14 protein-coding genes are annotated in these 11,656 nt (G+C 68.4%); 5 read left to right on the top strand and 9 right to left on the bottom strand.

All coding sequences use genetic code 11. The features are described 5' to 3' along the window. The 3 genes from ABB30_RS14990 to ABB30_RS14980 all read right to left on the bottom strand — a co-directional run. Positions 1 to 485: hypothetical protein (locus tag ABB30_RS14990; protein ID WP_425477417.1), on the bottom strand; the 485-nt coding region annotated here is incomplete at its 3' end. A 100-nt stretch (positions 486 to 585) separates the two neighbouring features. Beyond that, a complete protein-coding gene (locus ABB30_RS14985) occupies positions 586 to 1,527 on the bottom strand; it encodes a hypothetical protein (RefSeq protein WP_152980780.1) in 942 nt (313 codons plus the stop codon). A 103-nt stretch (positions 1,528 to 1,630) separates the two neighbouring features. Then, positions 1,631 to 2,089 carry a hypothetical protein gene (locus tag ABB30_RS14980; protein ID WP_152980779.1) on the bottom strand — a complete coding sequence of 153 codons (459 nt, stop codon included), beginning with the start codon at positions 2,087 to 2,089 and terminating at the stop codon, positions 1,631 to 1,633. Positions 2,090 to 2,297: 208 nt separating this feature from the next. Here ABB30_RS14980 and ABB30_RS14975 point away from each other — a divergent pair, with 208 nt between their 5' ends. Further along, positions 2,298 to 4,370, top strand: coding sequence for a sigma factor-like helix-turn-helix DNA-binding protein (locus ABB30_RS14975; protein WP_057639112.1), 2,073 nt, complete (start codon positions 2,298 to 2,300; stop codon positions 4,368 to 4,370). Positions 4,371 to 4,397: 27 nt separating this feature from the next. Here ABB30_RS14975 and ABB30_RS14970 read toward each other — a convergent pair whose 3' ends face one another. Then, positions 4,398 to 4,730 (bottom strand): DUF3817 domain-containing protein, encoded by a 333-nt coding sequence (locus tag ABB30_RS14970; RefSeq protein WP_211263501.1) that lies wholly within the window; start codon positions 4,728 to 4,730, stop codon positions 4,398 to 4,400. 108 nt (positions 4,731 to 4,838) lie between these two features. On the opposite strand from ABB30_RS14970, the gene lplB reads away from it, so the two are divergent. Next, positions 4,839 to 5,129 carry a lipoate-protein ligase small subunit gene (lplB, locus tag ABB30_RS16675; RefSeq protein ID WP_057639110.1) on the top strand — a complete coding sequence of 97 codons (291 nt, stop codon included), beginning with the start codon at positions 4,839 to 4,841 and terminating at the stop codon, positions 5,127 to 5,129. Next, positions 5,126 to 5,902: a lipoate--protein ligase family protein gene (locus ABB30_RS14960; RefSeq protein WP_057639109.1), complete on the top strand. Its 777-nt coding sequence runs from the start codon at positions 5,126 to 5,128 to the stop codon at positions 5,900 to 5,902. The genes lplB and ABB30_RS14960 overlap by 4 nt, the downstream gene beginning before the upstream one ends. Before the next feature lie 12 nt (positions 5,903 to 5,914). On the opposite strand, the gene ABB30_RS14955 is transcribed toward ABB30_RS14960, so the two are convergent. Continuing rightward, positions 5,915 to 6,661 (bottom strand): hypothetical protein, encoded by a 747-nt coding sequence (locus ABB30_RS14955; protein ID WP_057639108.1) that lies wholly within the window; start codon positions 6,659 to 6,661, stop codon positions 5,915 to 5,917. Positions 6,662 to 6,929: 268 nt separating this feature from the next. Between ABB30_RS14955 and ABB30_RS14950 the strand changes: the two genes are divergently transcribed. Both ABB30_RS14950 and ABB30_RS14945 read left to right on the top strand, forming a co-directional pair. Then, on the top strand, positions 6,930 to 8,270 hold the full coding sequence (locus tag ABB30_RS14950; protein WP_057639107.1) for an MFS transporter: 1,341 nt from the start codon (positions 6,930 to 6,932) through the stop codon (positions 8,268 to 8,270). Further along, positions 8,260 to 8,607, top strand: coding sequence for a hypothetical protein (locus ABB30_RS14945; protein WP_152980778.1), 348 nt, complete (start codon positions 8,260 to 8,262; stop codon positions 8,605 to 8,607). The genes ABB30_RS14950 and ABB30_RS14945 overlap by 11 nt, the downstream gene beginning before the upstream one ends. Here the strand turns inward: ABB30_RS14945 and ABB30_RS14940 are convergent. The 4 genes from ABB30_RS14940 to ABB30_RS14925 form a co-directional block, all read right to left on the bottom strand. After that, on the bottom strand, positions 8,600 to 9,151 hold the full coding sequence (locus tag ABB30_RS14940) for an HdeD family acid-resistance protein (RefSeq protein ID WP_057639105.1): 552 nt from the start codon (positions 9,149 to 9,151) through the stop codon (positions 8,600 to 8,602). The two genes, ABB30_RS14945 and ABB30_RS14940, sit on opposite strands and share 8 nt — an antisense overlap. Positions 9,152 to 9,227: 76 nt before the next feature. Beyond that, on the bottom strand, positions 9,228 to 10,478 hold the full coding sequence (locus ABB30_RS14935) for a DEAD/DEAH box helicase (RefSeq protein ID WP_057639104.1): 1,251 nt from the start codon (positions 10,476 to 10,478) through the stop codon (positions 9,228 to 9,230). A 105-nt stretch (positions 10,479 to 10,583) separates the two neighbouring features. Next, positions 10,584 to 10,997 (bottom strand): hypothetical protein, encoded by a 414-nt coding sequence (locus ABB30_RS14930; protein ID WP_057639103.1) that lies wholly within the window; start codon positions 10,995 to 10,997, stop codon positions 10,584 to 10,586. Then, complete coding sequence (locus ABB30_RS14925; RefSeq protein ID WP_057639120.1) at positions 10,994 to 11,629, bottom strand: YiiX/YebB-like N1pC/P60 family cysteine hydrolase; 636 nt, start codon at positions 11,627 to 11,629, stop codon at positions 10,994 to 10,996. Before ABB30_RS14925 ends, ABB30_RS14930 begins: the two co-directional genes overlap by 4 nt. Positions 11,630 to 11,656: the final 27 nt, after the last annotated feature.

Genomic DNA, 11,656 nt, shown 5'->3' with positions numbered 1-11,656 from the left:
TACCTGCGTGCGGTCAGCTGCACATCCCCGTCCGGGCATTGCCAGCTGACCGCACGCAGGTAGGCCTGCCCATCCAGGGGCAGGTGGCTGTCCACTTCCGGCGCACCGCACAGCTGGCCCAGCAGCAATGGCAGGCCTTCCAGCGCAATGATGCCCTCGAACTGCAGGCTCACGCTCTCCAGTGCCTGGCCCAACTGCAGCACCACGGCCTGCTGTTGCAGGCCCGGCAGTGGGCCGCTGTGGGCCAGTTGCAGGGTCTGCAGTGGCGTGGGCGCGGAGGGCTCGGCGTGAGCGGCAGCGTCCGGATGCAGACAGGCCCGGGGCGGCACCTGCCCGTGCTGGCAAGCGGGCAACGGCAGGCCCTGCCCCAGGGTCAAGCCGGTCAGCACCGGCGCGGCCGGGCCCGGCCCATGGGCCGGCGCGGCAGAGGCGGACAGCGCTTCGGAGCGCGACCCGGCAACCATGCCCAGTACGGCGGCAACCACGACCCATCCTGATGTCCAACGCGCCATCACATCCCCCCTGGATGTGTGAGTGTCGGCAAAAGTGTATATCAGGTCACACTTTTTAGCGGTTACATCGTTTTCACCCGGCACTGCCCTGCGCACAGCCCGGCAACAAGCGGTCCACCTGCCACAGGGCCCGCCTGGCCAGGTTGTACTGCCGCCCGATTTCGTGGGTCAAGGTGTGCCGGCGCTCTTCCGGCGAGCTGCCATGGCCCATGCGGTATTCGGCCTGCTGCAACAGGCCCAGGTGCTGCTCCAGCGCCGTCCATGCCGAGGCCACGGCCGGCAGGCGGCAGGCCTGGGCGCGATCGCGGCGCTGGGCCTGCTGCGGCCGCAACTGCGCGCTGGCCTGGCCATCCAGCCCGGGTGCGGGGGCATCGGCGATCGGCGCAGCCAGATAGGCCTGCGGGCCATCGGCGGCAGCCAGGTCGGAAGGCCGCTCGTGCAGGCGCGGGTTGTACGCCAGCGCCGGTGCCTGGCGCGCCTGCGCGGCCTGAACATCACGCCCGAACAGCGCGCGTTGCGCCCGGGACTGGGCAGTGCCGGCCGTTTCGGGACGCTCGAACAGGCCCCGGTCCGGATGCTCGAAGGCCGTCTGGTCGTGCTGCTCGAACACACGTTGCGCGCTGCTGCGCCGTTCCACCCCATCGGCTACGGCCTGGGATGGCAGCTGTGCCCGGCCCCCACGATCAAACAGGGTCGCCGGCGCTGCCGGCGGGGCTGGCGACGCTGGCGTGGAAATCACCGGCGCGGCGCTTGACGGCGGGGTGGCAACCGGCCCCGGCACGCTGTACCCGGTGGTCGGCGTAGCGGCGGCCACCGCCTGCGGCATTCCCACCAGCGGCGGCGCAGAGGGAGGAACTGGCAGCACTGCGCCCGGTGCGCTCGGCATCATCCAGCGCAACTGCACCTGCGGCGTCGTCGCGGTGTGGCCGGGCAGGGCCGGCAGGCGTGCCAGCAACCAGGCCCCCGCAAGCAGGACCAGCAACGCCGCGCCCAGCGCACACACGACATCAGACAAGGGCACACGGGCAGGCGGGGCAACAGGCATCACATAAAACCAGGGTCAGCGTGGGGCTTTGACACCCACGCTGACCCCAAGTTCCACGCCATGCTGCCTTGGTCTACTGCTGGGCCAGGGCGGTGACGGCCGGTTCGACCACGGCCGCGCGTTCAAACACGATCGGCGCATTGGCATCGTTGCCATGCCGGCGCAGGCGCACCATCTCGTTGCGCTGCAGGCACTGCCCGTCCAGTGAATCGGGCGAGGTGCTCTCGTTGACGGTGAGCTGGCGGAACGGCACCCGCAGCACATGCCGCTGCTCCAGCTCGATCAGGTTCAGCGTCAGCGACCCATCGCGGTGCATGCACAGCTGTTCCCAGCGTGCATCGACCAATTGTGAAACCGGAACATCGCGCTGTGCCTGGTCCCCCAGCACACTGCGCACCTGCTGCACGAAGCCATTGCTGTCCGGCCCGCGCTCGCTCATCGCACAACCGGCCAGACCGGCGCTGGCCACGGCCAGGGCCAGCAACCGCGCCAGCCCTGACGACCTCTGCCCTGCATTGCTGCCCATCACCATCACCCACCTCCTGCGTTTGGAAGTCAGCGCCGTTTTACTCCCTGACTGGGCCCAATGCGAGGTGCACTGCAGCGAAAAACCGGTGGCCGACTGGACATTTCCTTGACAATGCGCAAACACTAGGGCTGCCCGCTGCGCTTTGCCGGTTCTGGCGGCACGATGCAGCACAGTAGTTGGGCACCGCCTTTCCGCATAGAGGAACGCCCCGATGCCGGTGTTGAGCGCGTACGTCCATTCGCTGTTCGCAGGCGGCCATGTAGCCAACCGCCATGCGGCACAGCCTGAAGATTGGCAGGCCGCCCTGGAAGCGGCCTACGCCGAAGGGGCACGTCATGTGCTGCTGGACGCCGGTTTTGATGCATTGGCCGACGACGCAGTGCAAGCCTTGCTAGCCGGCCTGCCTCCAGGCATTTACCTGACCGCCGCCGCCCTGCATGTGCGCCCGGCAGGTTGGTGGCCCCAGGTCGGGCTGGTCGATGGCGCTCCCCACCTGTTCCGCGCCGACCTGCCACAACCGGTTACCCCGGGCTCCGGCCCCGCACCGTTACCTGTCCAGCGACGCCGCGGACGCCCACGCAAACACCCGCTTCCCACCGGCCTGGCCCCTGCCACTGCCGAAGCCCAGCCAGAGGATCTGGCGCATTATCTTGAACAGGCCTGGGCACGACTGGGCGAACATGACCGCGACATCCTGCACGCCCGCCTGGGTATCGACGGCGAGCCGCGCACCCTGGAACAGATCGCCCAGCAACGGGTACCGGAAGTCAGCCGCGAGCGCATCCGCCAGCTTGAGCAGCGCGCCCTGAAGACCCTGCGCGAACTGCCCGCCAGCGCCCACCTGCTGCGCCGCCTGCGCACCCTGATCCGCTCCGACCAACCGCTGCTGCCGCTGGACCAGCTGCCCCGGCGCGACCCCTGGTTCAGCCTGGATGACGAGCACCACGCCTGGTTCGAAAAGCTGATCCGGGCGCTGGCCGAAGGCGAGATCGACACCATCGAACATGACGGCCAGGCCATCCTGGTGCCGTTCCCGCTGGCCCACTGGCAGCACTGCGTGCAACAGGCGCGCACCCTGCTGCACCGGCTCAGCCACGAGGATTGCCTGCTCAGCCAGGCCAGTGAACAGGTAGGCCACCTGCTCGAAGACCGCCATGCCACCTTCCGCCCGCTGCTGTGGCAGGCCGCCGGCGGTGACCAGGTGCAGTGCGCGATCGGCCCGGACGGGCAACAGCGGGTGGTGGCCATGGGCCAGGGCGCCAAGGAACTGGTCAAGGTGGTGCTGTTCGAGGCCAGCGAGCCCCTGCACCGCGACCAGGTGGTGCAGCTGGTGCGCGCGCGCACTGACCGCGACATCTCCGACATGTCCATCACCAATGCCCTGCCCGATGTCGGCGTGCTGATGGCGCGCGGCCATTACGGCCTGCGCCGCCACCTGCCCTACAGCGACGAACAGATCGACGGCCTGGTCGAGGCGGCTGAATCGCTGGTGCTCAGCGCACCGGTGGCACGCCAGTGGAGCACCGAGGAGATCTGCCGGGCGGTGCGCGATGAAGGCCTGTTCGACGGCGAACTGGACCCCTACCTGCTCGGCGCCTGCCTGCGCCTGCACGGTACCCGCCTGATCGACCTGAAGAAGGGCGTGTGGGAGCCGGCCGATGGCGCGCTGGGCGGACGCATCATGATCCGCGACTTCATCGTCGACCTGCTGCAGGAAATGGGCCGGCCGCTGAGCACCGAGGAACTGAAGAACGCCCTGCGCGAACGGCGCGGGCTGGCCGCGACCTTCCAGATCCAGCCGCGTGACCCCCTGGTGCGCCTGGGCAAGGCGATCTGGGGCCTGATCGACCGCGACCTGCCGGTGCCGGTGGCCAGCCTGGGGCCGTATGTCGATGCCCTGCATGCCCACCTGCGGCGGACCGGCGAAGGCCTGCATGTGAGCGAGGTGATCGGCGTGCTGACCCAGGCCGGGCTGGACGTGGGCTGGGTCGAGGATGCCGAACTGTTCTTTGCCCTGGCCCAGCGGCGCAGCCAGATGCGCGTCACCCCAGCCCGCTACCTGGCCTTGAGCGACTGGTCAGACGAGCGCCGCCTGACCCCGACCGCGGCCATCCGCCAGGCCGTGGCCGATGACCCGATGCGTCCGGCGGCGGCCATTGCCGCCGATGCCTCGGCCCGCGCCCGGCGCGAGATCGGTGTGGATGCAGTGCGCTACATCCTCAACAACTGTGACTACACCTACGACCGCAACAGCGGCAGCTGGAGCCAGATCGCCCTGGGCTGAAGGCCAGGGCGCCTGGCCGGCAGGCAATCAGCTGCGCGGCGACAACAGGCCGCGGCGGCGGAACCACATTTCCAGCGGCACGGTCACCAGCGGCGGCAGCGCGGCCAGGATCGCCAGACCCAGCGCCCACACCGGCCAGCGCTGGCGCACACCGGTCAACACCGCCACCACCACGTACAGCAGGAAGGCCACGCCATGGGCACGGCCGAACAGGCTGACCAGCGACAGGCCCAGGTCCACCGAGGCGGTCTGGTACTTGAAGAACATCCCGAGCAGCAGGCCGGCCCAGGTGATGGCTTCAATGAAGGCAGCCACGACAAAGACCTTTCCGATCGGGGACAACGCAGGTGCAGACATCAGCCAGACTCCAGTGGGGAGCCGCATTGTAGTGGCAGCCCCGGCGCGCCTGCATTGCCAGTACCGGCGATCAGGGGGACCATGGCAGCCTGTCGTCCAAGGAGTGCACCGATGCACGGCCAATACAAGATTCCCGGAGGCAAGCTGGTGGTGGTGGACCTTGAGCTGGATCAGGGCCGCCTGCACCAGGTCCAGGTCAGCGGTGATTTCTTCATCGAACCGGACAGCGCCCTGGCCTTGATCAACCAGGCCCTGCAAGGCCAGCCCGCCGATGCCGGCCACGCCACCTTCAGTGCCGCCATACAGGCCGCCCTGCCGGCCGATGTGCAGCTGTATGGGATCAGCGCCGATGGTGTGGCGGTGGCCGTGCAGCGTGCCCTTGGCCTGGGAGACGCCGCATGAACGCCACCGGCTTTGCCGATCACCACTGGCAGCTGATCCACGCCGCGCCGCAGACGCCGGCCCTGCACATGGCGCTGGACGAGGTGCTCACCGATGAAGTGGCCGCCGGCCGCCGTGGGCCGACCATCCGGGTCTGGGAATGGGCCGGCCCGGCCGTGGTGATGGGCCGCTTCCAGTCACTGCGCAACGAAGTGGACATCGATGCCGCGCAGCGCCACGGCATTACCGTGGTGCGCCGGATCAGCGGCGGCGGTGCGATGTTCATCGAGCCGGGCAACACCATCACCTATTCGATCTACGCACCGGATTCGATGGTGGCCGGGCTGGATTTCCAGCAGTCCTATGCACTGATGGACAGCTGGGTGATCCAGGCCCTGGCCGCACTGGGCATCAACGCCAGCTACCAGCCACTCAATGACATCACTTCACCGGCCGGCAAGATTGCCGGTGCCGCCCAGGCGCGGCGCGGCAAGGCGGTGCTGCACCACGTGACCATGGCCTATGACATCGATGCGGACAAGATGCTCGATGTGCTGCGCATCGGCCGCGAGAAGCTCTCCGACAAGGGCATCAGCAGCGCCGGCAAGCGCGTGGACCCGCTGCGCAGCCAGACCGGGCTGAGCCGCGAACAGGTGATTGCACGCATGATTGCCACCTTTGCCGCGCAGTATCGGCTGCAGGCCGGTGCGGTCACGGATGAGGAGATGGCCAGCGCACTGCGCCTGGTGGAAGAAAAATTCGCCACCAACCACTGGACGGCCGCGGTGCCCTGAGCACGGCGGCCCTCAATGCCGGCCGCCGTCCTGAAGCACCAGGCGGCTGGCCGGCAGGGCACTTTCCATCAGGATCTGCAGCGCGATCTGCGCCGGCACCCAGGCACTGGCCTGGCCCATCAGCTGATAGGCCACCAGGGAGAACACCACATGCCAGTGCCGGGCATCGATGCCGGACTGTTGCAGGCGGATGTGGCATTGCGGCCACAGCCGCTCCGGCCAGCAGTGCAGCGGCTGCAACGGCAGCCATACCGGTTCGATCCGCATCACACCGAAGCTGGACGTCCCTACCGTAGCGCCCACATACGAATACAGCTGGCCGATGTTGGGCAGCTGCTCCGCACGCACGCCCTGCTGGCGTGCCGCCGCCGACAGCACACTCCACAGTGAGGGATGGTCTTCCAGCAACAGCCGGTCCACGGATGCGGCACGGCTGTAACAGCGGCCATCACCGAGCTGCTGCACGCGCAGGGCCTGTTCGGCAGCCAGCCCGTGCTGGCGCGCGATCATGGCCACACTGGCCTGGCAGCTGTAACCGGCCAGCGCACCGGCCGCCGCGAGCAGGGTCGGCCAGTGCACGGCGCCCTGGCTGGCCAGCTCCTGGTGCAGGGCCTGGGCCAGGTCATAGGCCAGCACCTGCACCTGGATCATCAGCTGTTCGTTGCCCAGCAGGCTGGCCTGCGCGGCCGCTGCGCTGCTGTCGGCCAGTGGCCACGGCCCGGCCAGCGGCAGGTCCTGCGCTGGGTGTTCCTGCTGCATTGATGCACCGTGCCAAGCCTCGCTCAGCCGCTGCCACAGACCACTTGCCATGCTGCCCCCCTGTGCTGCCGGCCGCGGTGCGGGCGGCGGTGGATCCGCTGCCCCGTGCACCCATCAGCCCACTCACCCGGCCTGCCACATCCCTGGGCAGGCCCGCTGCCATCAAGCGTTTCACCCTAGCACAGACCGGTATGGGCACCTTGACGCAATTGCCGTGGGCAGGCAGACCTGACCATACTCAACGCCCCCCACGCACACACCCACGCACATGACCGCCTTGTCCGACACCACGGCCGCCATGGCCAACAGCGATGCCGCGCGCCTGCGCCGCTCGGTTTCCAACACCCTGAAAGGCTCGGCCGGCAACCTGGTGGAGTGGTATGACGTCTACGTCTACTCGGTGTTTGCGGTCTATTTCGAGTCGCAGTTCTTTTCGGCCGATGACAAGAACGCCACCTTGTACATCTGGGCGATCTTCGCCGTCACCTTCCTGATGCGGCCCATCGGTGCGTGGTGGTTCGGGCGCTTCGCCGACCGCCATGGCCGGCGCCTGTCATTGACCATCTCGGTCACCCTGATGGCCGCCTGTTCGCTGCTCATCGCCCTGACCCCCACTGCCGCCAGCATCGGCGCCGGTGCGGCGATCATGCTGCTGGCCGCCCGCCTGATACAGGGCTTCGCCGCGGGTGGGGAATACGGCACCAGTGCCACCTACATGTCCGAGGCCGCCATTGCCGGCCGGCGCGGATTCCTCTCCTCCTTCCACTACGTCACCCTGGTCGGCGGCCATGTGCTGGCCCAGCTGACCCTGCTGCTGATGCTCCATTTCCTGGACACCACCCAGATCAGCGAGTGGGGCTGGCGGGTGGCCTTTGCCATCGGTGGGCTGGGCGCGGTGGTGGTGTTCTGGCTGCGCCGGAGCATGGACGAATCCCTGCATGCCGATGACATTGCCGCCGCACGCAGCGGCAAGGCGCAGAAGAACGGTTCGCTGCATGAATTGTTCGTGGTGCAGTGGCGGCCGCTGCTGCTGTGCATCGGCGTGACCATGGGCGGTACCCTGGCCTTCTACACCTATTCGGTGATCGGCCCGAAGCTGGTGCAGGGCCTGTTCTCCGGCGGTGACGTGATGACCGGGGTGGTGATCAACCTGGTCGCCCTGACCCTGTTGATGCTGATGCAGCCGGTCGGCGGCTGGCTGTCGGACATCATCGGGCGCAAGACCCTGCTGGTGTTCTTCGGCATCGGCGGCGTGCTCTACACCGGCTACCTGCTCACCGCCCTGCCCCAGGCCAGCCACTGGTTCAGCGCGTTTGCCATTCTCAGCATCGGCTTTGTGATCCTCACCGGCTACACCTCGATCAATGCGGTGGTGAAGGCCGAGCTGTTCCCGGCCCACGTGCGGGCGCTGGGCGTTGGCCTGGGCTATGCGCTGGCCAATTCCACCTTCGGCGGTACCGCGCCGCTGCTGTACCAGGCCGCCCAACGCAATGGCCAGATGGGCGCCTTCATCACCTATGCCACGGTGCTGATTGCCCTGTCACTGCTGGTGTATGTGTTCTGCCTGAAGAACCACGCACCGACCTGGCTGGACCGCGATGGCCACTGAGCCTGACCACCACGATGCGATACCGGTGATGGGCTTTGCCACACCGGTGTTCGCCACCGGGCGCAACACCAGCGTGCGTCAGGGCACGCGTTGGCTGGGGGTGGCGCAGGTGCGCCTGCAGCTGGGCGATGGCCAGTTGTCGGCACCGCTGGCACTGCATACCCGGGCCATGCGTTTTGACCAGCTCACGGCCAGCGACCTGGCCTGCGAGCACGACCCGACCTGTCGCGACCCGGCCGGCCTGCTGACGGTGCTGCAACGGCATTACCCCGGCTTCCAGGCCGGGGCAATGGTGACCGTCTGTGATTTCTGGCTGCCCGCGCCGCCGCTTACCTGAAACGGCGCAGGCGCAGTGCGGCCACGACCTGGAACAGGCCGTAGATCACCGCCAGCACGCCGATCCACAACGCGGTGACGGCAATGCCGGCCAGCGGGTTGAGGGCAAACATCACGCCCAGCGCCACCGCCAGCACACCGCTGAGGATCAGCCAGCCCTCGCCCTGGATCTGCTTGCGCCAGCGCACTGCCATCACGATGCGGTAGATACCGGCAATCAGCAGCCAGACGGCCAGCAACAGCAGCATCGCACTGGCCATGGCCACCGGGTTGAGCACCGCCAGCACGCCGAACAGCAACGAGGCCAGCGCATAGAACAGGGACCAGCCGCGCGACACCGGCGCCTGCCCGCGGATCACCGCCAGCAGCGCAACCACCCCTTCAAACAGCGACAGCACACCGGCCCAGACAGTCAGGATGGCGGCCACCTTGAGCGGCTGGGTGATGGCCAGGATGCCGAACAACAGGGCCAGCACACCAAACAGCAACAGCACCCACCACTGCCGGGCCACGGCCGTGAGCAGGCCCGAACCGTTGTTGTCCATCGTCATTGCCGCGCTCCTGTGCGTGTCATCCAGCGCGCACTGTAGCCGATCGGCGTGAACGCCCCGGCAGGCGGGCTCAGGCCTTGTCCTGGCCCTGGGCGGCGGCGCGCAGGCGGTCCTTCTTGCTCGGCCGCTTGCCCTTGACCCCGCCGTTGTCATCACTGACGCCGCCGGCTGCGGCAGGTGCCACGTCCTGCGGTTCGAAACCGGCCACCTGCTCGCGCACCAGGCGCAGGCGATGGCGCTTCTCGATCAGGCGCATGTGCGCCTGGCTGGCGGCGGTGACCAGGCTGATGGCCATGCCGCTGGCCCCGGCACGGCCGCTGCGGCCGATGCGGTGCAGGTAATCCTCGGTGCTGCGCGGCAGGTCGTAATTGACCACCAGCGGCAGGCCGGCGATATCAATGCCGCGGGCGGCCACATCGGTGGCCACCAGCCACTTCACCCGGCCATCGGCAAAGCCCTGCAGGACCCGGCTGCGCCGGCCCTGGCCCAGGTCACCGTGCAGGGCCTCGGCCTGGATACCGGCCTTGACCAGCTTCTGCGCCAGGTTCTCGCTGGTGCGCTGGCTGGCCACGAACACCAGCACCTGCTCCCAGCCTTCGTGCTCGGCCAGATGCTGCAGCAGGGCATTGCGGCGCGACTCATCCACCACGATGGCCCGCTGCACGATGTCCGGTGCCTGCTGGCCGTCCCGCAGGCGCACCTGCAGCGGATCACGCAAGCTGGCCAGGGCCAGGGCGTCGGCATCCTCGGCATAGGTGGCCGAGAACAGCAGGGTCTGACGCTGGCGCGGCAGCAGGCGCAGCAGTTGTTCCATCTGCTCGCCAAAACCCAGGTCGAGCAGGCGGTCGGCCTCGTCCAGCACCAGCGCGTGCACGCCGTCCAGCAGCAGGGCGTTGTGCTCGAGCAGGTCGAGCAGGCGCCCGGGCGTGGCCACCAGCACATCGGCACCGCCACGCAGGGCCAGCATCTGCGGGTTGATCGACACCCCGCCGATGGCCACCACCACCTTGGGTGCACGGGCCAGGCCGCGGCCGTGCTGGTTGAACACCGAGGCCACCTGTTCGGCCAGCTCGCGGGTGGGCACCAGCACCAGCTGGCGCACCGTGCGCGAGCCACGCAGGCCCTCGCCGATCAAGCGCTGCAGCAGCGGCAGCACGAAGGCCAGGGTCTTGCCCGAACCGGTCGGTGCCTGCACCTGCACATCGCGGCCGGCCAGCACCGCCGGCACCACCTCGGCCTGCACCGGGGTGGGCGCATCCAGCCCGGCATGGTGCAGGGCGGCGATCAACTGCGGGCAGACACCCAGGGAGGCAAACGACATGGCGATACACACAACGGCGCCGCGACAGGCGGCAAGAGGGCCACAGTGTAATCATCCACGCCGCGCGGGGCAGTCACTGCCCGTTGTGATGCTGCCCCGGGCCGGTCATTCCACCATTTCGGTGGTGGCACCAAGGCGCCGCAGCTCGGTCACCACCGGGGTCAGGCTGCCGGCGAACCGGGTACAGACATCGGCCTGCTGGATCTCGCGCAGCGCCGACTCCAGGTAGAGCACCCGCTGCAGATGGTCGCTCACCGCCATCAGCTCGACGATGCGCTGACCCGTGGCCGCCAGCAGGTGGCTGTCACCGGGCTGCAGGCCGGTATCCGGGCAGTTGTTGGCCACCAGACTCATCAGTGGAAAAATGAACAACGACTCTTCCTTGAGCAGGCCGGCCAGCGCCGCATCCGGCGGCAGCTGTACCTGCACCTGTTCGTTGGCCAAGGCCTGCGGCCCGGCGCCAAGGCACAGGGCCAGGCTGATAGCGGCCAGCCACGGGCGGCGGCAGGGCCGGCTCATTGCCGCACCTCGCCCAGCAACTGCAGCACCGGGCTGCGGGCCATGTCATTGGGATTGCTGCCCGGCACGTCCTGCGGCACGGCCATGCCGTGCCCGGCATAGAACTGCACCCACCAGTCGGCAATCACGCCGGTGTCCGGGTTGCGGAAATTCATCGGCTGCAGGGCAAAAATGCCGTGGGCACGGAAGGCCCGCTCGATCAGGTCCGAGCAGTACAGGCTGTCATCGTTGGGCACATAGGTGGCGTTGTAGGGCTTGCCGAGCAGGCCGCGGGCACTGGCGATGCCATCGGCAATCACCGTCGCATCGGCCTGGCGCAGGCGGTAGGCATCGACCTGGCGCTGCTTGTCAGCGGCCTCGCGCAGGAAGTCGGACAACAGCTGCGCACGCGAGCCGTCCTGGTCGGCATGCAGCACCTCGGCGGCCTCGCCGTGGCCGGCGACCAGGCCGACATGGTCATAACTGATCTGCCCGGCGCGGGCGGTGGCGTCGTTGATCGCCCCGCTCAGGCCGGTGTGGCTGGCGCTGACAAACAGCAGGTCGCCCGGCTGCAGACCGGCCGGAGACAACGCTGCCGACCACGCCGGCCCCGCGATGGCCAGCAAACCGGCCAGAAACACTCCCAAACGCATCACCAGCACCTCAACGCAGCTACCACG

Origin of the sequence: Stenotrophomonas ginsengisoli, from assembly GCF_001431485.1 — a bacterium.
Taxonomy (GTDB): domain Bacteria; phylum Pseudomonadota; class Gammaproteobacteria; order Xanthomonadales; family Xanthomonadaceae; genus Stenotrophomonas; species Stenotrophomonas ginsengisoli.
The sequence above is the reverse complement of the archived record's forward strand: the minus strand, read 5'-3'. Positions and strand labels throughout refer to the sequence as shown.

Coding starts and splice junctions, on each gene's coding strand:
- ABB30_RS14980 (WP_152980779.1), bottom strand. CDS start 2,089: ATGGTGATGGGCAGCAATGCAGGGCAGAGGTCGTCAGGGCTGGCGCGG.
- ABB30_RS14975 (WP_057639112.1), top strand. CDS start 2,298: ATGCCGGTGTTGAGCGCGTACGTCCATTCGCTGTTCGCAGGCGGCCAT.
- lplB (WP_057639110.1), top strand. CDS start 4,839: ATGCACGGCCAATACAAGATTCCCGGAGGCAAGCTGGTGGTGGTGGAC.
- ABB30_RS14960 (WP_057639109.1), top strand. CDS start 5,126: ATGAACGCCACCGGCTTTGCCGATCACCACTGGCAGCTGATCCACGCC.
- ABB30_RS14955 (WP_057639108.1), bottom strand. CDS start 6,661: ATGCAGCAGGAACACCCAGCGCAGGACCTGCCGCTGGCCGGGCCGTGG.
- ABB30_RS14950 (WP_057639107.1), top strand. CDS start 6,930: ATGACCGCCTTGTCCGACACCACGGCCGCCATGGCCAACAGCGATGCC.
- ABB30_RS14945 (WP_152980778.1), top strand. CDS start 8,260: ATGGCCACTGAGCCTGACCACCACGATGCGATACCGGTGATGGGCTTT.
- ABB30_RS14940 (WP_057639105.1), bottom strand. CDS start 9,151: ATGGACAACAACGGTTCGGGCCTGCTCACGGCCGTGGCCCGGCAGTGG.
- ABB30_RS14935 (WP_057639104.1), bottom strand. CDS start 10,478: ATGTCGTTTGCCTCCCTGGGTGTCTGCCCGCAGTTGATCGCCGCCCTG.
- ABB30_RS14930 (WP_057639103.1), bottom strand. CDS start 10,997: ATGAGCCGGCCCTGCCGCCGCCCGTGGCTGGCCGCTATCAGCCTGGCC.
- ABB30_RS14925 (WP_057639120.1), bottom strand. CDS start 11,629: ATGCGTTTGGGAGTGTTTCTGGCCGGTTTGCTGGCCATCGCGGGGCCG.